The organism is Rhodopirellula halodulae, from assembly GCF_020966775.1.
Taxonomy (GTDB): Bacteria; Planctomycetota; Planctomycetia; order Pirellulales; family Pirellulaceae; genus Rhodopirellula; species Rhodopirellula halodulae.
Map to the genome: position 1 here is coordinate 20010 of NZ_JAJKFV010000030.1, position 19671 is coordinate 39680.

Below are 19671 nucleotides of genomic sequence, written 5' to 3' on the forward strand. Positions count from 1 at the left end.
ATTGCAGGAAGGGTGTCAGCGGAAATCAAATTCCCCGTAGGTCAGGCCATGCCTGACGCTGCTCCAGGTGCCTTACCTCACGCTCTGATGAAAGCGAATCGATTTCGAAAGCTTCTCAGGACCTGTCTTCTCTATTCTGCCCTGCCTTCCTGTTCTCGCTCAGGCGGTTTCTGGCCCGTGCTCGCCATCCCCCTAAGCCAGCGAAGTCTGCCACATCCCCGAGTCATCGACCTATCCGCGACGCAAGTCCGCCGTCCCGCGTTCACAGTCGCTCGACTTTTCTGTCTTACGCAAAGCGGGCTCGATCCAGGTCACTCTGATTCCCTATACTTCCCGGCTATTCCAGTTCGCGAGGACGCCTCGCCTTCGCTTCATTCAAATTGCACGCACGCAGATGAGCATGACCGCCGCTGATCCGACCTCTTCGGTCGCTCCCAATTCATCGAACTCGCCCGCCATCCGTGTTTACAACACGTTGAGCAAGACCAAAGAGCCGTTTTTGCCTTTGCGTGCACCTCGCGTGGGGATGTATTTGTGCGGGCCAACGGTTTATGCCGAATCGCACATCGGTCACATGGTCGGGCCGGTCATTTTCGACACCATCAAACGTTACCTGACCTACAGCGGTTTTGAGGTGACTTGGGTGGTCAACATCACCGACGTCGATGACAAGCTGATCAACAAATCTGTCGAACGCGGGATTCCGATGAGCCAAATCGCGGTGGAGATGACCGCCGATTATTTGGCCAACCTGCGTGAGCTCGGCGTGAACCAAATCGATCACCTGCCGCGTGCGACCGACCACATGCCGCAGATCATCGCCTTCATTGGTTCGTTGGAGTCCAAAGGCTTCGCTTATGCGATCGATGGCGACGTTTTCTTCGACGTGACCAAGGATCCGGGATACGGGCAGTTGTCGAATCGTTCGGTGGAAGACCAGCAGGGCGAAGGCGGCGGTGCGGCGGCCAAGAAGCGAAACCCTGGCGACTTCGCGTTGTGGAAGTCGGCGCGTCCGGGCGAACCGTCATGGCAAAGTCCTTGGGGAGATGGTCGTCCCGGTTGGCACATCGAATGTTCCGCGATGAGTCATGAAATTCTGGGTGAGACCTTTGACATCCACGGTGGTGGATTGGACTTGATGTTCCCACACCACGAAAACGAACGCGCACAAAGTACGTGCTGCCACGGGGCTCCGATGGTGAAGTACTGGATGCACAACGGTTTGATGCGTGCCGGTGAAAAGGGCAAGGTCGGAGGCAAGAGCGACCGCGAAGAGTCGGCGAAGGAAGCCAGCGTTGAAGAGCAGGCGTCCGGCAAGATCAGCCGCAGCAAGGGTGCCGGTGGATTGGCGGATTTGATTCGTTCGCAGACTGGCGAACGAATTCGATTCTTCCTGTTGCGAACGCATTACCGCAGCACGATCATCTACAACGAAGAAACCCTGGCCGAGGCCGGGACGTCGCTCGAAGCTTTCTACCGTTTCTTTGCTCGATTCGAAGAGATTACCGGCGGATCGTTTTATGACTTGGACGCGCCGACCAAACGCAGTGACGGCGACTTTGATCCAGGCAGCGATGCGTTGCTGAACGAGATTCACGCCATCCGCGAAAAGTTCTTGGCGGCGATGGATGACGATTTCAACAGTGGTTCGGCGATCAGCGTGCTGTTTGATGCGTTGCGAGCGTTGAACCGTCACATGGACGCCAGCAAATTGGGGCCGGGTGCGGACGCTGCTTCCGCCGAAGTGAAGTCTTTGGTCCAAGCCGCTACCGTGATCGCTGAGTTGTCTCGCGTGTTGGGTTTGTTTGCGAAGCCGCCCGCCACGTCCGGCGGCGATGAAGCGGATGCTGAATTGCTCGATTCAGTCGTGCATTTGTTGATTGATCTGCGAAAGGAGGCCCGCGAGCGGAAGGATTACGCGACTGGCGATGCCATCCGGGATCGTTTGGCTGATTTGGGCGTCGCGTTGCTCGACAAGAAAGAGGGTACCTCTTGGGAACGCAAGTCGTAACGCAGCGTCCTGCTGCGGCGAAATGTATTCTCGGGATCGACCCGGGGATCAACACCACGGGTTACGCGGTCATCTCGAGAGAAGGCCCGCGGTTGCTGTTGCGTGAGGCGGGGGTGATCCGTTCGCGCGGTCGCGATGAACTGCCCGTGCGTTTGCGGGAAATCCATGATGGGCTGTCGGAGGTTTTCAGCAGTCATCCGATTGAGCTGATGGCGCTCGAGCAATTGTTCTCGCACTACGAACGGCCACGGACGGCGATTCTGATGGGGCATGCTCGCGGTGTGATTTGTTTGGCCGCCGCCACCGCCGGCGTTCGCGTCGAGCACTACGAACCGACTCGGGTGAAGAAGGTGATGACCGGAAACGGCCGGGCACCAAAGAGCCAGATTCAGCTCGCGGTGAAGATGCAGTTGAATCTTCAGTCGGTTCCCGAGCCCGCCGACGTCGCCGATGCGATGGCCATTTCTTTGTGCGGCCACTATCTGAGCGACAATCCGATTGACCAGGCGTTGGCCTGAGCCCGGGACGCTCGAAACCAGAATCAATTCGATCGGCAGCGTCTGGCGATCGGGCTGATGTTCGGGAGATGCGAGGGCTTGCCAGGGAAATGCTAGAGTTAGCCAGCGAGAAGCTAGAGTTGACCGGCGACAAGCTAGAGTTGACTCCTGGAGCAACGTTTTCCCTCGACTGGTGAGTGGTTTTCTTTTGGCTGGATCAGCAAGCCGTCCGTTGGTGGCACAGGGTGTCGTCGTTTCAAGGTCAAGCGGCGTTCGGCGGGATGCTGTCTTTCTGGGCATGGTCGGTTGGGTTCGGAAAGGCGTGGGGTTCCGCGGGCCAATGCAATTAGGCTGGCTGCGGTACGCGTTGTTGCTGTTTGGCGTCCTCTGCCAGTGTGTCACGATCTCGATCACGTGGCCTTTGTGGCAGGTTCGTGACATGCCGCCGCATCTGCCGACGTTGGATGTCCCTCAGTTGCCGTTTGGTTGGGCGTTGATCGCGACGTTGGTGCTGACGGTTTGGCGGCCTCGCGTTGGCGTTGCCGTTCACTTTGGCGTCTTGGTGGTGGCGGCTGTGATCGACCAGTTTCGGTTGCAGCCGCAGTTCTTTTCGATCGCGGTGTTGATGGCTGCTTGCGTGTGGGATGCTGGGCACCGGATCGCGCGCTGGTCGCTGGTGTCAACTTGGGTTTGGGCTGGGCTGCACAAATTGCTGTCACCGGATTGGTTCGGGTATGCGTCGCATTGGTTGGTCGCCCGCAGCGGTTTTGATGCGGATGAAAACTACTGGTGGGTCGCGTTGGTCGTGGCCATCGTTGAGTTGACCGTGGGTGTGATTGCGATTGGTTGGCCGCGTTTGGTTGCACCGGCATGTTGCTTCATGCACCTGGGCATCGCGTTCACCATTTCTCCCTTGTTGGTGGACTGGAACGAAAGTGTGCTCCCATGGAATCTGAGCGTCGCCGTGATTGGGACTTGGGTCATGTGGACGACGAAGTCATGGCGGCCGGAGTTTGGTTGGGAGTGGCTCGTTTTTTCATTCGCGTGTTTTGCTCCGGCCGGGTTCTTTGTCGGTTGGCTAGATCATGGGTTTTCGGGCGTGCTCTATTCCGGCTCGATTCCGCAGGGCTTGGTCACGACACGAAGTGGCGTGTTGCAGGTCGATGGGTGGGGAGATTTGCGCGTGCCGTTTCCCAAAGAGCGACGAACCATTCGGATCTACTTCGAGCAAGTCGGCCAGCCCGGCGACAAGCTGCATTTGTCGGATCCTCGCCCGTTGTTGGACGATGCGTTTTACGTTTTGGGTGGCAACGGGAAGGCTCGTCCCATCTCGCGAGATGAGTTTTTCGCCGGGGTGCCCGTGGTCAACGATGGGCTGGCTGGCTTTGATGGGGCCGCCGAAATGGCGGGAGTCGCGGTGGATAGTCGGCGGGCTTTGTTTGAGCTGCGCCGGGCCGGCGTCAAGCTTCTACGAGCCGCGGAAGTGCAGCCCATTTTTGCCGTGGAGTTTTCACCGGACAACTTCGAGCCGGGCTTGCTGGAGCACTTGGTGAGGCTGCCGAATGTGATGCAGGTGCAGCTCGCGGGGACCGCCGTTCGCGACGAGGATCTGGTCAGGCTTGCAGAGCTGAGGTTGTTGACCGGCGTCGGGTTGAGTCACACGGCGGTGACGGATTCGGGGATCGAGAACTTGAGCGGGCTGCCGTACTTGCAGGTGATTGAGTGCGAGGGCACGGAGATCACGGAGGCGGCGATTGCCGCTGTGATTAATCCAGTGCCATCGTTTGCTGAGGAAATGGATTGATTGATCGAGCGGAAAAGATTCGAGCGAACACAAAAGGCGTCAAGCTTCTACGAGCCGCGGAAGTGCAGCCCATTTTTGCCGTGGAGTTTTCACCGGACAACTTCGAGCCGGGCTTGCTGGAGCACTTGGTGAGGCTGCCGAATGTGATGCAGGTGCAGCTCGCGGGGACTGCCGTTCGCGACGAGGATCTGGTCAGGCTTGCTGAGCTGAGGTTGTTGACCGGCGTCGGGTTGAGTCGCACGGCCGTGACGGATTCGGGGATCGAGAACTTGAGCGGGCTGCCGTACTTGCAGGTGATTGAGTGCGAGGGCACGGAGATCACGGAGGCGGCGATTGCCGCTGTGATAAATCCAGTGCCATCGTTTGTTGAGGAAGTGGATTGATTGATCGTGCGAAGAAGTTTGGGTGAACACAAAAAACGCCCGCGTTAACTGGCGGGCGTGTGTTGTGGTCGGTTGATGGCTTCGCCAGCGTCTGCTCGTGACGCTGGCGTTTGATCAACGCATCATGGAGCTGCTGGGGTAGCCGGAGCTGGAGCCCGTGCTTCCAGGAGAGTAACCGGTTGGTTTGACCGTTCCGGTGTTGGTGGCTCCGCTGGCGGTTTGATAGCTCGCGGCACCGCCGATGGTGCTGGCTGCCTTTGCGGCCGCGTCGGCAGTGGTTTGTGTCGCTTTGGAGGCGGCCGATGCCACCGCGTCTTTTGCGGAGCTGATGGAGCCGGCGATGCCTTCGGGAAGACCAATCGCTGAGCTGGCCGTGTTGTCGCTCGGTTTGTCCGTCACGCTGTTGCTGGCGGTCGTGTTGCCGCTGGGTGCCGCGAAGTCGCCGGGCAAAGTGAATGCCGAGCCGGTGCTCTTGTTGGCAGGAGCACTGGCGACCGAGCCGATGTCGGAATCGGGCAAGGTGAAGCCGTTGGTGCTGGGTTGGCTGCTGCTCTTTCCAGCCAAGGCTTCTGGTCCAGCAGGGGCTGAAGTCGATGGCACGCTGATCGGTGGCATCGCGGTTGGGCGAGGCGTTGGTTGAGTGTTCGCGGCTGGTTGAGCGGGGACTCCGTAGCCATTAGCCGACGCAGCGGCGTAGCTCACTGGCGTGGATGGAGTGCCGCTGCCAGGCAATGCGTACGAAGCCGGTGGCAGCGAAGAGTTGCTGCTGGCCGTCGTGTTGTTTTGGGCTGCCAAAGACGCGTAGGGGTTGGACGCCGGAGCGGTCGGAGTGCTGGGGACGCCGGGCGTGCTGTTGACGGTCGGCAGTCCAGGGTTGCTGGTTCCCGCGTACATGTTGGCTGGCGAGGTGCCGGGCGTCGATGGCTTGGCTGGGGCGGTGCCGCCGGCAACGGAAGCGATCGCATTTGGCGTCGCGTTGGCCGAAGGTGGTTTGGGGTAGGTTGCGGTGGGGCCGGTGCCAGCCAGCATTTCGGCCGAGGGTTCGCCTCGCATGCTGAACAGGTTCAGGCTGGGGCGTCCGCTGCGGCAACCGGTCGAAGCGATGCTGGCGGTCACACAGAATCCGATCGCGGCGTGGGCGACCAGGGTTCGCGCGGCGTTTCGGGTTCGTGCTGATCGTTTGGTCATCGTCGCGTCCTTCCGTCGGTGGCGGAATGGTGTTGTCGAAATGGTTCCAGTTCGTTGGATCGACTGATTCAAACGGTCAGTGAAGCCAAATCGGCAATTCCAATCCAATTGATACAGGTGTCCCTCGTGGGCGAAACGAAGGGCGAGCCTGTAACTAGGAATTTCGCGGGGGTGGTGTCAAGAGAATCCGTTGACCGCCAAGAGGTTGCGACAACCGGGAAAGTCACAAATACATGGCTTGAAAGCCGTCGCCTTCCTCGATTTGTTTCTGAATTTTTTCCAGCCGCTTCTCCGTTTGGGAGAGGTCGCCGGCTTGGATGTAGCGGTCAAATTCGACCGCCACCGCGTGCTTGACGGTTTCAGCCAGAAACTCAACGGAAGGCTCATTCAGCCAGTCGCAGGTTTCTTCGCCGAGCGTGATTTCGAGGTCCACGGCTTTGGTCTTCAGGTCTTTTTCGCCCGTCATCACGACGCCTTCGATGTGAAACTCGACGCGGCCGCGATCCGGGTTGTTGGTCAGATGAAAGATGCAACGGGCGCGGTGAAGGTAGTAGGTGTTGTGCGTTCCGTGCTTGGCCAGCGCGGCTTTGACCCGCAACACAAAGGCTTCGTATTTGGGTGACGCATCGATGGGAACGTCCAACCGAGTCACGGTGCGCAATGGCAAACAATCAAACTCAAACTCGACCCAACGTCCTAACATTCCACTCTCCGGGTGCACTGCGTGACAACTTTCACAAGCGAAATCGGTCGGCATGCGGTTCATGCTTGTGAAACGTCTTTGTGACTGATTTTACCGTGAATTGCGACCCCAACGGGAACTTGTTCGCGGAGGGACGCGTGTCAATTGACGGAGATGGAGCCAGTGGTAGTGATTTGCACGGTGGAATTTTCTTGACGGAGTCTTAGCGGCCGCCTCAAAGTGATTTCAGGTGAAGACCTACTCTGTGCCCATCAACTCATCTTCGAGAGGACTCGTCATGACCAAGACCATTGGAACTGCGACGCTACCGACCACTCACCCCGACGCGATGCCCCATGTGACCGCTCGCGAAATGATGGTTCGGAACTTGATCACGTTGCCGCCTGACATGGATGCGTTGGAAGCGCTCGACGTGCTGCTTCGGCAAAGGATTTCTGGTGCCCCGGTGGTGGACGAAGATGGGCACTTCATTGGTGTGTTCTCGGAGAAGTCATGCATGAAGTTTGTGGTGGGAATGGCGTACGAGAACCTGCCCAGCATCCCCGTGGGTGATTTGGTGGATCGCAATCCGCCAACGATCTCGGAGGAGACTGATTTGTTGACCATCGCGCAAACGTTTCTGGATGCGGCGTGTCGTCGATTGCCTGTGCTGGACGCCGAAGGTCGGCTTCGCGGACAAATTTCCCGGCGGGACGTGATGCGTGCGGTCCGCAGCCATCTGGATCGGCCGGTTCGTTCGCAATCATCGAAAGGTTTGTTTCTGAGTGCGATTCTGTCGTCCGAAGAACGCCGCGTTTAGAAGTTGAATGTGAGATGGCGTTTGAGTCCCCGGCTGGCGTTACGGGCAGGTATGGGCGTGACGGCAAGCGAATTGCCTATCACCGTTGAGCGGATCGGCGCGAGCCGACCGGTGTCACCCCAATCACGTCCGCGTCAAATGCCCGCAATCATTCAGCTCCACACCCATTCAGTCTCTGATCTCCCGCGAAAAGTCGGACCCGCACGGGTTGAGTTTGCGTTTTAGCTCGCTTGCTTTGGGGAATTGCTCAGGAAAGAGTGTTCGGTGATAATGCCGCTCGGCCGCGATGAGGGCGTTTTCTCTCATCTTGCGCGACTTTTTCTTGATTTCCGATTCTCGCCAAGCTGGAGCTCTCCATGCCACGTCCCGTCACGATTTTCACTGGTCAATGGGCGGATTTGCCAATCGAAGAGATGGCTGCCATGACCGCCGACTTCGGATATGACGGGATCGAACTGGCCTGCTGGGGCGATCACTTCGAAGTCGACAAAGCCTTGGCCGAAGACGACTACTGCGAGAAAAAACATGCGTTGCTCGCGAAGCACAATTTGCAGTGCCACGCGATCAGTGCTCACTTGGTCGGCCAAGCCGTCTTGGACAACATTGACGAACGACATAAAGCGATTTTACCGGAGTACGTTTGGGGCGACGGCAAACCCGAGGGCGTCAACGAACGGGCCATCGAAGAGCTGAAGAACACCGCTCGAGCCGCACAGAAGTTTGGCGTGGAAGTGGTCAACGGATTCACCGGCAGCAGCATTTGGCATTTGCTGTATTCGTTCCCACCGGTTCCGCCGTCGATGATCGACGCTGGTTTTGATCTGTTGGCTGAACGTTTCAATCCAATCTTGGATGTCTTCGGCGAATGCGGTGTGCGTTTCGCGTTGGAAGTGCACCCAACGGAAATCGCGTTCGATATCTACACCGCGCAGCGAGCGTTGGAAGCCTTGGACAACCGTCCTGAGTTCGGATTCAACTTCGACCCCAGCCACCTGATTTGGCAGGGCATCGATCCGGTCCAGTTCATTCGGATGTTCCCCGACCGCATCTATCACGTGCACATCAAAGACGCGATTGTGACCTTGGATGGTCGGACGGGCATCAACGCCAGCCACTTGAACTTTGGCGATTCGCGTCGTGGTTGGGATTTCCGCAGCCCAGGTCGCGGTGGTGTCAATTTCGAAGAAATCATTCGTGCGTTGAACGAAATTGAATACCAAGGTCCACTGTCGATCGAATGGGAAGACAGCGGCATGGAGCGTACGTTCGGGGCTCGAGAAGCTTGCGAATTCACCAAGAAGTTGGACTTCTCGCCGAGCAATCGTGCCTTTGACGCCGCCTTCGACGACGAAAACGATTGAGCTTGATGATTGACATCACTGTCAACGGGCGGCCGACTCAGATCGATCGCCCCATGCCGATCGATGAGTTGTTGCAAACCGTCGAAGTCCCCAAAAACTACCTCGCGGTCGAGGTCAACGAAGACGTCGTGCCGCGGGAGGAGTATCCCTCGGTTGTCGTAGGTGATGGCGATCGAGTGGAGGTGGTGACGCTGGTCGGCGGCGGCTGATCCAACGCGATCGTGTCCGCTGTTGCCCGCGGATCTCTTTTCTTTTCGGACCTACAGCGATCGAAGTTGGCAAGGTACGTTGGGTGGACATGATTCATGTCCATTCATCTCTCGAACGACTTCCATGAGCACCGACGCACTTTCGGATTCTCCGTTGAAAATCGGATCGCACACCCTTTCCAGCCGATTGTTGGTGGGGACCGGGCGATACGACACGATGGAACAGATGCGTGCGTCGCTGGAGATCTCCGGGGCGGAGTGCGTTACGGTCGCGGTTCGTCGCGAGCGTTTGTATGACCGCACCGGTCAGAACATTCTGGATTTCATCGATTCCGATCGCTACATCCTGCTGCCCAACACGGCGGGCTGCTACACCGCCGCCGATGCGGTCCGAGCCGCCAAACTGGGACGCGAAATTTTGCGGACGCTGGGCAATCCGGGTGCGGATTGGGTGAAGTTGGAGGTCCTTGGCGACAGCAAGACTCTGTTGCCCGATCCGGCCGAAACCGTGGCGGCGTGCGAGACGTTGGCGGCGGATGGTTTTTCGGTGCTTTGCTACACCAGCGATTGTCCCGTCACGGCTCAACGTTTGAAGAAAGTCGGCGCCGCGGCGGTGATGCCCGCGGGCAGTCCCATCGGCAGTGGCGCGGGAATCTTGAACCCGTCCAATCTGCAGATCATTTTGGAATACCTGAAGGAAGGCGACGAGGACTATCCCGTGATCATCGATGCGGGCGTGGGCACGGCCAGCGATGTTTCGGTGGCGATGGAATTGGGGGCGGATGGCGTGCTGCTGAACACCGCGATCGCTCACGCTCGCGAACCCGTTCGGATGGCCCACGCGATGCGGTTGGCGGTGGAGGCGGGACGTCACGCGTATTTGGCCGGACGGATCCCGCGTCGTCTCTATGGCACGGCGAGTAGCCCCAGCGAAGGTGTGATCAGCACGCGACCATATGGTTCGCAAGCCAAAGAAGTTGGGGCGTGACGATGAGTGTTGAAGATCGAATCACCGAGTTGGAAATTCAACTCGCTCATACGCAACGAACATGCGATCAACTGAATGAGATCGTCACGCAAATGTCAATCGATGCCCAACGTCGCGATCGAGAAATGAGTCGGATGGTTGGTCAATTGAAGGACCTGAAGAGCAAAGTGGATGAGCAGGGGCCAAGCTTGGAAGACGAGAAACCACCGCACTATTGATATCGAGGTGGGTGATTTCGAGGTTGGCGGTTCTGAGGTCGGAGGATCGCACGATGGAGATTTGTGCCGGTTACGCAGGTTTTTCCGTCAAGGCGAGACGGATCGTTTGACGATGCAAGATTCGACGGTCTCCCGAGTCTTGTTTTAACACCAGGTCCACGCATGTCGCCGCAACCCAAGCGTCCACCCGCCAACGAATTGACAGCCGAAGAATTGATTCTGCGCATGAGCGTGGAAGAGGTCCAGGAGCTATTGGACGACATGGGCTTTGACCCTCGACCTGAATTCGCACGCGGGATTCAGCAATTGGTTGCCTCGATGGGATCGCTCGACGCGGCCATTGTCGCACTGCAAGATGACATCGTGCAGCGCCGCGCCGCGTAACGCGGTGCCGGTCTCGCGGCGGTGATCAACGGGCTGGCGTTGAAGGCTCAACATTGCCATCAAGGCAGACGCGGTCATTTGGGAAAAGGCAGCGACCGGTTAAGCTGGTCGCTTGATTTCGGTTTTGCTCCCGTTACCAAGCCCTTTCATCGTCGACCAAAGCACCGATGCCTGCGAACGTATTGCCAAACGACCGTCGATTCCAACAGGGCGGTTGGTTGTTCCTTGGCACGTTGCTGGTGTTTTTTCTCAGCAGTTTGCTGCTGTACTTCATCTACGCCAGCGGCCGTCGCGGCGATGTACAATCGACGGTACCGCTTCCGAATAGCTTTTTGACCAGCACGATTTGTTTGCTGGTGATCAGCGGGTTGGTGCACTGGGCGACGCGGACGGTGCGGCGTTCCAAGCGTGTTTGGACGGCATCGCTTTTGGGAATCAGTGCAATCGCCGCGGTGGCGTTTATGGCCATCCAGTACACGGCGATGCTGGGAATGCTGGGCGGTCCTGCTATGCAGGCCGGCACCGGAAAGGGCGTGGCGGGAATGGTCGTGGTGCTTGCCTTTTTGCATGCACTGCATGTCGCTGGCGGAGTCATCGCATTGGCGATTGTTTCCGTGCGTTCGATGCTGGGGCGTTATGACCACGAGCGTCATTGGCCGGTCGATTTCGCTGCCCAGTATTGGCACTTTCTCGACCTGGTTTGGCTGTGCATGCTGGCTTCGTTTGTGGCCACCACCGGCGGGTTCCAGGGTCTGGCTCTCTGATCGCCTGAGCGGCGACTCGGTCAGTCGATCGGTACGCGAATGATCGATACGCGAACTCGATAAGCGTGGCTTAGTTTTCGTCGGCCGATTGCGGTGGAGGCTCGAAGGCGAATTCCTGCCACTTGACCGCTTTGTCCATCGGGACGATCTGCAAAATCAAAAAGCCGTTTTGATACAGCCGAACGGTTCCAGTTGATTGGCTGACCACGACCGAGACCGCTTTGGTTTTTCGCGTGATCGCGGCGGCGGCCCAGTGACGCGAACCGAGGCCCTTGGTCATCTTCAGGTCTTCGTGCGAGACCTCCAGCATTTGCCGGCTGCGTTCGATGATTCCCTCAGCGGTGACGACAAAGGCACCATCCAGTTGAGCGATCTCTTTCGCGTCTTCTTGGACTTTGGGGTCGAGAATGTTGCGGTGCTTTTTGTTGTAACCTCGGAAGGGATCCGCACCGCTGTCGTTGGCATGCTCCAACACTTTTCGGTGGTCGCCGACAACGAACATGGTGCCGACCGCTTTTCCCTCGCGGCCTTCGCGACCGATCTGAGAAGCCAAATCCACCACGGCTTTGATCGTCTTCAGTGGGACGCTGCTTTCCAACGTTTGCAGATCGCGAACGGTGAACCGCCGCATCCGCTCGTCCAATTGCAAGTGGCTGATCGAATCCAGTCGGCCTTGTTGGAAACCACTGTAGACCGCGACGACCTCGCCGTTGGTGCGAATCAATTCATCTGCGGCGGCTTCCAGCAGAGCTTCTTGCAAACGCTCCAGCAGGGGCGCCTTTTCTTTATTCAAAGCCAGCGGTTTCAAGCCGGCTTCCGCGGCACCATCCAAGTCCTCGATCGTGTCGACGGCGACGATGACCACGTTCTCGTTGGCGTCGGTTAGCTCGGAGATCCGTTTCCAATCGGTGCTGCCATCGAGCAACAACAACAGGGCGTCTGCGTTGCGGTCTTCACGGATCGCGACCGCCGCTGAGATCATCGCTGCGTTCTGTTTGGTCAATCGTTGAGTGGCCATCGAGAATCAAGCAGCTCCAAAATCCATGCGGTCGATCAAGAGAAGTTATTGGATTTCCACTGTAGTCCAACCTTGCCGCAATCCAAAGAGGACCGCAGCCGTTTCGTCACGATTCAGACCGTTTTTTACGGAAGAAACCCGGTTCGCCGCCGGTCGCGTTCAAGCAAACTCGACGGCGGATTGTTGCTGTCGCGTCTTTGATTCGGCCTCATCGGTTGACTGGTGTTCCAGCAAGTCGCATTGCTCCAGGATGATCGCCAAGTGCATGTCATGACGACGGCTGATCTTGAAGACGGTGACCGTCGACGTGTCCGACTCGGCGGCGTCTTCCGCGTGAATGGAATGCGTTAGCCAGCCCCGCACCAAGCGTGGCGACGAACCGCATCGCAGCATGTGTCCGTCTCGTCCGGACCCCCACGCCAACGGTGACCAGGACACGGCCGGCGTGAGCAGCCATCCGTCGTCGTGCCGGCGCAAACGCAGACAGCTCTTGGCGGGGAATGGTCCGACTTCGTCCTGTGCAAAGACCAGCAAACCACGCGGGTCGGGCGTTCCGTAGCCCGGCCAGACTCGAGCCAACACTGGATCGAGCAACATCGTCCGGTAAAACTTGATTCGCCGAGCGACCCAGCGGAAGATCAATGCTGCAACGAACAGGATCATCAAGTTCAGCACGGTCGCCAAAGTTGGGCTGAATGCATACACCGCCATTAACGCCGCGCACAATGATTTGTTGCAGACCTCGAAGATGGCGTCGACGGTTGGAAATGGTGTCAGCCACACCAGGAACTCGAAGAAGAATTTGACGCTGTTGATCACCACCATGTTCACCACCATCGCGATCAACAGCAGTGTGTTGGCGGTGAAGCTGAACACACCCGCGGTCATCACCGGCATGGCGTCTTGGGCGATTTGAGTCTCGGCCGTGCCAACGGATTCCGCCGTCATGGACGCTGTGATTTTGATGACCAGCAGGATGACGATGACCGAGTAGGCCTCCAGTTGATCCATCGCTTGGGCGAACGGTTTGCTGACTTTTGACAGTCGTGGGACACTGGTCAAAATCGCCAGCGCGGTGAAGACGACAAACATCGGCACGCTGCGAAGCGGCCCGGCAGCACCCAGCAATGCATTGTCGGTGATCCAGTCCGGTCCCCAGAGCGACAATCCTGACAAACAAGCCACGCCGAAAAACGGCGACAGTGCCAAGGGAGCCAAGGGCCCTAACCAGTCCGCCAGATTCAGTTGGTCTGCCCAAGCGGTCGCCGCCGCGATATTCCGCGTGTCAAACTCACCTTCGAGAGCTTTGGGGATGTCTTCGGGTTGAACCGCGGATGGTGGTCGGGATTGCGAAGTGTTTGGTTCACCGTCGGATTGGCCGATTGCGGGCAGCATGAACGCGAATACCAATGCGATGGACAAGGCGGCTCGTGGAGTTCGGTTCATGTTTGTCTCGCAGTCTTCTGGATCAATCGTTTATGCGGGCAGCACGCCTGGGGGCCGATGGCACTTTTCAATGCAACCGTCGGCTGGTAGCGTTCAGCCCCATGAGCAGCAACGCAATGACATCTCAGCACCTCTATTTGACCGGCTACCGAGGGTGCGGCAAAAGTACGCTTGCGAAACTTTTAGCGCAGTCGATTGGGATCCCATCGGTGGATCTGGATGACGTCATCGAATCGACCGCGGGAAAGAGCATCAAACAGATTTTCGCGGAGGAAACCGAAGTCGGGTTTCGCGACCGTGAGGAACTTGCCTTGGTTGAGGTGTCTCAGCGAACTCCGCATGTGGTTGCACTGGGTGGGGGGTCCATCCTTCGTCCATCGAATCGAGAGAAGATCGCGGCGACGGGCTGGTGCGTTTGGCTTGATGCGAAGCCGGAAACGTTGGTGCGAAGATTGGCGGGTGATAGCACCACCTCCGATCGTCGACCGGCTTTGACGGATCAATCTGTGTTGGACGAAGTCAGCCAAGTGATGGCGCAGCGAGAGTCGTTGTATCGCGACGCATCGGATCTGCGGATCGACACGACCGATCGAACGATGCAGTCCATCGCGGACGAAGTCTTGGCGGCATGGGGACAGCGGTAGGTTCGCCGGGCCTCGCGTTGGTTCATCCTGGCTCAGGATGCATGCCAGGGAAAAACGCATGCCAGGGAAAATCGCGAGGAATCGTTGCGTGGCACCGGTCGGCTTGCGCCGATCCGCTAAGGGGGTTTGGGCGTTTGTCGCGCAGATGACCTTCATGCGGCACCGATTGGCTTGCGACGATCCGCTAGGAGAAGTGGGCGATCGAACGCGATTGTGATCAATCTTTTTCGGTCGGCGGAAAACGTTTGCGTTGATCGCTTGGGATGGGTTTGCCCGTCTTCATGCTCCACCATTCCGGTGCACGATCCGCGTCGTAGCTCGGATTCGCGATTGGCATGCGAGCCGACACGGTTTGCCGCCAATTGTTCAGCTTTCGTTTCAGATCCGCAGTGCGTCCTTTCTTTTCATCCGCGAGATTCTCCGACTCGCTGATGTCGGACGGCAGGTGATACAGCTCCACGTCACCGGTGCCATCCAGGTACTCGATCAGCTTCCATTCCCGTTCGCGGATGGCGCTGGCGGGACGGTCATGGTGGTAGTGTGGGTAGTGCCAATGCAATGCGTCACGCGTCAGTTTCGACGACGAATTTGTCATCAACGGTACCAGGCTCACTCCATCAATGGATTGGTTCCTCGGAAGTTCGCCCTCCGCCAACTCAACAAAGGTCGGGTAGAAGTCATGCGTGATGGTCGGCTCTTCGGAAACCGTGCCAGCGTTGATCTTCCCCGGGTGACGCAAAATCAATGGCACGCGAATGCCGCCTTCGTGCAGCGAACCTTTCTCGCCGCGAAGAGGATTTTGCGAGCTGACCAAATCATCGGCCGATTCGCGGTAGTCGTACCGTTTGTAGAGGCCGCCATTGTCCGATGTGAAAACGACGAGCGTGTCCTCGGCCAGCTTCAACTCATCCAAGGTTGCCATCAATCGTCCCACCATGTCGTCCGTGTGTTCGATCATGGCGGCATAGACCGGATGCGGTAGGTCTTTGCCGGTCGCCATTGCCTTGTCGCGATACTTCTCGACTTTCTCGTGCATGGCTCCCAAAGGTATGTGCACGGCAAACGGCGATAGCATCAAAAAGAATGGCTCATCCTGATGGTCTCGCATGAAATCCACGCACAGGTCCGCTTCAAAGTCCGTGCGGTACTGCCCCGTTTTGGGCTGCCGCGGCACTTGTCCCTGAACGCGATAACGACCCGGCAGATGAGGCCCGCCGATCACGGCACTGAAGTCATAGCCTTGCCGGTTAGGTTGAAACTCAGGTCCGTTGCCAAGGTGCCACTTGCCCACGTAGCCGGTCGCGTACCCAGATGCTTTCAAGGACTCAGCAATGGTAACGGTGTCCAATGGCAAAGCCATGGTTGTCTGTGGCGTGATGACTCGTTCAAACGGTCGCCAATGTCCCGGGATATGCGCCGTGATTCCAATGCGTGCTTGGTTCTGTCCCGATTGCAACGCACATCGAGTGGGCGAGCACACGGCACCCGACGCGTAGAAGTTGGTGATCCGTAGGCCTTCCGCCGCGAGCTGATCAATGTGCGGTGTTTCAACAAAGTCGTTGCCGTAGCAACCGACGTCTTTCCAACCCAAGTCATCGACGAAGATGAGCAAGATATTGGGTTGTCTCGCCTCGACGCGAGGCTGGACCAATGCGGCCAGCGTGCAGGCAACTGCGATCGAGATTGCGAAACGGTGGGCGGTGATACTGGTGGGGCGGATCATGGGGTGGGCTCCGTGTGGGTGGGGTCTGGATCATAATCCATCGATTTGTGTCGGTGTGAACGAAAGGGCGATCTTCACCAACGCAGTTGTTTACGCGGACACCAGGACTGACATTAAACTGGCACGCCAATAAAAAACGCTCACTCGGAAATCCAAGTGAGCGTGCGTTCATCAGTGGTTGATGATTCGGAGGTTGATTGCCGGTGTCGGCCGGCGATCCGTATCAGGCGTTCGCTGCGTTCTTCTCAGCTCGTTCAACCAGCCACAACAACACGGGGCTGGCAACGAACACGCTGCTGTAGGTACCGACGATCACGCCGATCACCAGAGCAAAGGCGAACGCGTGGATGCCTTCGCCACCGAAGGCGTAAAGCAGCACCACCACGATCAATGTCGTCAACGATGTCAGCAACGTGCGGCTCAACGTTTGGTTTATGCTGGTGTTGATCATTTCGCCGGTCAAACGAGGGGCTTTGCCCTTGGTTTCGCGAATTCGGTCGAACACCACAATCGTGTCGTTCAATGAGTAACCAATGATCGTCAGCAAGGCCGCGACAACGGTCAGCGAAATCTTGAACGGATCGATCAGCAAGAACCCAAGTGCATCGGCCACCCAGTAGCTGATTGCGATGGCTCCCAGCGTGATTGCCACGTCGTGAAGCAAAGCGACCACAGCGGCGAAGCCGTAGATCACACGTTGGAATCGGAACCAGATGTAACCGATGATGCAAAGTAGCGATGCGAAGAGAGCCCCGAAAGCTCGGCTGATCATATCGCCGGCAACGCGGGCTCCCACGGCACTGCTGCTGATCCAAACCGGATCGCTATCGAGTTGCTTTTCCATTTCGGCCATGACTTTGATGGCGTTGTCGCCAGCAAGCGGCAGTTGAACTCGCCATTGTGGGAAGGCCAAAGTGGAACCGGGTGACCAAGCGTCGACGTCTTCACCGATTGGTTTCACGACGATTCCGTCTTCGTTGATTGCAACGCCTGCGGCTTCCGCGGCCGCCATGATTGAATCAATCAAGCCTTCTTCGTTTTTGACCGCATCTCCGTCACCACCTTTGATTCCCAAAGAGATGTCCGAGGTGCTCATCGCAAAGGCGGGAAGTTGAACCGCACGTGTTTCGGGCGTTTCGTCTGCGGAAGCTTCTTCCGGTGCTTCGTCGCTCTCGGCTTCTTCTTCGCCATCGGCCTGGGCGGCGACCAACAGCATGCCGCTGTCGAGGCGTTGGAGTTGGCTGGTCGACGTTGCCGACGGAGCAGGATCCGATGAGCTGGTGGCTTCCGCCGCGGGAGCATCCTCTTCCGAAGTTGCGCCGTCCAGGTTCGCTGGAGTGATGTCGACACTGTAGGTCACCAGGCCAACCGAATCGGCGGCTGCGAACCCGTCTTGGATGACTTGCTTCAGTTCATCCACGCGATCGACGGAGGAGTCGACTTTGAAGACGGTGCCTTCTTCCGTGCCTTCCATCGAAACGCCGTTGACGGTGAACTGAACCGTCTCTTGACCGGACGACGCCAAAGCATCGCCAACGATACGGCGAACTTCATCCGGTTCGGTCGGTTGGTCGACTCGGAACTGGACCGAAGAACCGCCGGCGAAGTCGATGTCCAGGATGCCTTGTCCGCGAGCGAACAACGCGGCCAAACCACCGACAACCAGGAATGCGGAGATGGTGAGTGTCAGCTTGCCTTTGCTGATGAAGTTGAACTGACCGCCACCGGCGAATGCCGAACGAATGCTGTTCACGCCGTCCGACATGCCCAGCGAGAGGAAGCCACGGCGTTCGGCCAAGTCAAAGATCGTTCGCGAAACGTAGATCGCGGTGAACATCGAGTACAGGATCCCCAAGATCAACGTGACCGCGAAACCGCGAATTTGGTCGGTACCGATCGCGTACAAAACGATGGCTGTGATCAGCGTGGTCAGGTTGGCATCGATGATCGTTGTGGTTGCTCGGGCGAAACCGTTGCGAATCGCCATGCGAGCCTTGGCCCCTTTGGTGATTTCCTCGCGGATGCGTTCGAAGATCAGCACATTCGCGTCCACCGACATACCGACGGTCAGAACCAAACCGGCCAAACCGGGCAGTGTCATCGGTTGGTTGATGAACACCATGGTCGCAAGAATCATCGCCATGTTCATGATCAACGCGATGCAAGCGACGACGCCAGCAAAGCGGTAATAGAACAGGATGAAAACCAGCACCAAGCCGAGCGAAACAGCGATCGAGTACAGACCCTTGGTTCGCGTGTCCGCCCCCAGGGTTGCACCGACTTCGTTTTCCGCGATGGGTTGTTTGGTCACGGTGGCGGGCAATTGACCCGCTTTCAAAATTTGAACCAGCGAGTCGACTTGTTCACGAGTGAAGTTGCCCGTGATGCGACCGTTCTTGTTCATCGGCTCCAAGATCGAAGGAGCCGACAATAGTTCGTCATCCAAAAGAATGCCCAACTGACGAGTTCGCGAACCGTCGGGCTTGTTGTTCGTCGTCAACGCTCGGAAACGTCCCGAACCCATGTCGGTCAGGGTGAACGCAACCGCGGGAGCACCCTGCTCGTCGAACGTGCTGGCCGCGTAAGCTAAGTCTTCGCCGAGGATGTCCAGCTTTGGATTGACCACCATCAGCACTTCGATGTGGTCAAACGGTTGAGTTTCCAACCACTTTGCGATGGCAACCGTTTCGTCACCGCCACGGGCTTCCGGTGGAATGTTCAGGATTTGGCCGGTGCGAGGATTGCGTGCCAGCGAACCGGTGACGGGGACCAACAAAGGACGCACGCCGTCGGTCTCGGTCGCTTCAAATCCGATGCTCGCCCAGATGCCGTACAACGAATCTTCGGCCGTCCCGACAGTGTCTTTGGTTGCCACGCCAGGCTGATTCGATTCCGATTGCTCGATCGCTTTGTTGATCAACGATTGGTGATCGAATTGGTTGGCGAGAATTGCGAAACGCAATTGACCGGCTTCTTCGACCAAGCCTTTGATGCGATTGACCTGATCGGGGTCTTTCTCAGGGATGATGATTTCGATTTGTTGTTCGCCGTAGGGACGAATCACGATTTCTTGCGTGCCGGCGGGGTTGATCCGACGGGTCAATGGAGCAACCAAATCTTCGCTGGTGATTCGGGTGCCACCGTTTTCGTCGATCAGTTCCAGCTTTTCCGGATCCAGCTCATAGACCAAAATCGTCCCGCCGGACAAATCGATACCGAGGCTGGGCAGCTTCTGAGCCAACGTCACCGCACTGGCGACAATTGCCAGCAAGATGAAGCCGAAGCGAGTGCCGTAAGTTGGCATCTTCAGAGATTTGGCCAAGAAGTTTCCGACAAGAAACGGCAAAATCAATACGGCCGCGGCGCTCAACAGCGTCACGATTTGACCGCTGCTGATGCCTTGGGAGACTTCGTTGGCGACGGCGGCGTCCGTTTGTGCTAGCCACTGTGCCGAAATCGCTTGGCAAAAATCCGGGAGAGTCGAAAGATCCATCGTGGTTTCTAAGTACGGGTGCGTTGTGTCCGCTGCGA

At 57.7% G+C, this 19671-nt stretch carries 18 protein-coding genes; 12 read left to right on the forward strand and 6 right to left on the reverse strand.

Annotated elements, in window-relative coordinates; genetic code table 11:
• The first annotated feature begins 394 nt into the window (after positions 1 to 394).
• From cysS to LOC70_RS22230, 4 genes are all read left to right on the forward strand, one after another.
• The gene (cysS, locus tag LOC70_RS22215) at positions 395 to 2011 is read left to right on the forward strand and encodes a cysteine--tRNA ligase (protein ID WP_230256251.1); all 1617 of its coding nucleotides are present in this window, start codon (positions 395 to 397) and stop codon (positions 2009 to 2011) included.
• Entirely contained in the window at positions 1993 to 2529 is a 537-nt protein-coding gene (gene ruvC, locus LOC70_RS22220) for a crossover junction endodeoxyribonuclease RuvC (RefSeq protein ID WP_230256252.1), read from the forward strand. The genes cysS and ruvC overlap by 19 nt, the downstream gene beginning before the upstream one ends.
• Positions 2530 to 2848: 319 nt before the next feature.
• Complete coding sequence (locus LOC70_RS22225; RefSeq protein WP_230256253.1) at positions 2849 to 4312, forward strand: hypothetical protein; 1464 nt, start codon at positions 2849 to 2851, stop codon at positions 4310 to 4312.
• The gene (locus LOC70_RS22230; protein WP_230256254.1) at positions 4309 to 4695 is read left to right on the forward strand and encodes a hypothetical protein; all 387 of its coding nucleotides are present in this window, start codon (positions 4309 to 4311) and stop codon (positions 4693 to 4695) included. Before LOC70_RS22225 ends, LOC70_RS22230 begins: the two co-directional genes overlap by 4 nt.
• Before the next feature lie 114 nt (positions 4696 to 4809).
• On the opposite strand, the gene LOC70_RS22235 is transcribed toward LOC70_RS22230, so the two are convergent.
• On the reverse strand, positions 4810 to 5883 hold the full coding sequence (locus tag LOC70_RS22235) for a hypothetical protein (RefSeq protein ID WP_230256255.1): 1074 nt from the start codon (positions 5881 to 5883) through the stop codon (positions 4810 to 4812).
• Between the two features lie 223 nt (positions 5884 to 6106).
• Positions 6107 to 6586, reverse strand: coding sequence for a hypothetical protein (locus LOC70_RS22240; protein ID WP_230256256.1), 480 nt, complete (start codon positions 6584 to 6586; stop codon positions 6107 to 6109).
• Between the two features lie 277 nt (positions 6587 to 6863).
• Between LOC70_RS22240 and LOC70_RS22245 the strand changes: the two genes are divergently transcribed.
• The 7 genes from LOC70_RS22245 (at position 6864) to LOC70_RS22275 (ending at position 11309) form a co-directional block, all read left to right on the forward strand.
• On the forward strand, positions 6864 to 7385 hold the full coding sequence (locus LOC70_RS22245; RefSeq protein WP_230256257.1) for a CBS domain-containing protein: 522 nt from the start codon (positions 6864 to 6866) through the stop codon (positions 7383 to 7385).
• 356 nt (positions 7386 to 7741) lie between these two features.
• Positions 7742 to 8746: a sugar phosphate isomerase/epimerase family protein gene (locus LOC70_RS22250; RefSeq protein ID WP_230256258.1), complete on the forward strand. Its 1005-nt coding sequence runs from the start codon at positions 7742 to 7744 to the stop codon at positions 8744 to 8746.
• 5 nt (positions 8747 to 8751) lie between these two features.
• Positions 8752 to 8955, forward strand: a complete 204-nt coding sequence (gene thiS / locus LOC70_RS22255; RefSeq protein WP_230256259.1) for a sulfur carrier protein ThiS — start codon at positions 8752 to 8754, stop codon at positions 8953 to 8955.
• Between the two features lie 124 nt (positions 8956 to 9079).
• Positions 9080 to 9943: a thiazole synthase gene (locus tag LOC70_RS22260; RefSeq protein WP_230256260.1), complete on the forward strand. Its 864-nt coding sequence runs from the start codon at positions 9080 to 9082 to the stop codon at positions 9941 to 9943.
• A gap of 2 nt (positions 9944 to 9945) precedes the next feature.
• Complete coding sequence (locus tag LOC70_RS22265; RefSeq protein ID WP_230256261.1) at positions 9946 to 10161, forward strand: SlyX family protein; 216 nt, start codon at positions 9946 to 9948, stop codon at positions 10159 to 10161.
• 162 nt (positions 10162 to 10323) lie between these two features.
• Complete coding sequence (locus LOC70_RS22270) at positions 10324 to 10545, forward strand: hypothetical protein (protein ID WP_230256262.1); 222 nt, start codon at positions 10324 to 10326, stop codon at positions 10543 to 10545.
• A gap of 167 nt (positions 10546 to 10712) precedes the next feature.
• Positions 10713 to 11309 carry a cytochrome c oxidase subunit 3 gene (locus tag LOC70_RS22275; protein WP_230256263.1) on the forward strand — a complete coding sequence of 199 codons (597 nt, stop codon included), beginning with the start codon at positions 10713 to 10715 and terminating at the stop codon, positions 11307 to 11309.
• Between the two features lie 70 nt (positions 11310 to 11379).
• Here the strand turns inward: LOC70_RS22275 and LOC70_RS22280 are convergent, their stop codons facing one another.
• Together LOC70_RS22280 and LOC70_RS22285 are read right to left on the reverse strand one after the other, a co-directional pair.
• Complete coding sequence (locus tag LOC70_RS22280) at positions 11380 to 12327, reverse strand: DNA integrity scanning protein DisA nucleotide-binding domain protein (protein WP_230256264.1); 948 nt, start codon at positions 12325 to 12327, stop codon at positions 11380 to 11382.
• A gap of 159 nt (positions 12328 to 12486) precedes the next feature.
• The gene (locus LOC70_RS22285; protein ID WP_230256265.1) at positions 12487 to 13773 is read right to left on the reverse strand and encodes a hypothetical protein; all 1287 of its coding nucleotides are present in this window, start codon (positions 13771 to 13773) and stop codon (positions 12487 to 12489) included.
• A gap of 101 nt (positions 13774 to 13874) precedes the next feature.
• Between LOC70_RS22285 and LOC70_RS22290 the strand changes: the two genes are divergently transcribed.
• Positions 13875 to 14417, forward strand: coding sequence for a shikimate kinase (locus LOC70_RS22290; RefSeq protein WP_230256266.1), 543 nt, complete (start codon positions 13875 to 13877; stop codon positions 14415 to 14417).
• A gap of 217 nt (positions 14418 to 14634) precedes the next feature.
• On the opposite strand, the gene LOC70_RS22295 is transcribed toward LOC70_RS22290, so the two are convergent.
• Both LOC70_RS22295 and secD read right to left on the reverse strand, forming a co-directional pair.
• Positions 14635 to 16140 (reverse strand): sulfatase, encoded by a 1506-nt coding sequence (locus LOC70_RS22295; RefSeq protein WP_230256267.1) that lies wholly within the window; start codon positions 16138 to 16140, stop codon positions 14635 to 14637.
• A gap of 223 nt (positions 16141 to 16363) precedes the next feature.
• The gene (secD, locus tag LOC70_RS22300) at positions 16364 to 19633 is read right to left on the reverse strand and encodes a protein translocase subunit SecD (protein WP_230256268.1); all 3270 of its coding nucleotides are present in this window, start codon (positions 19631 to 19633) and stop codon (positions 16364 to 16366) included.
• Between the last annotated feature and the right edge of the window lie 38 nt (positions 19634 to 19671).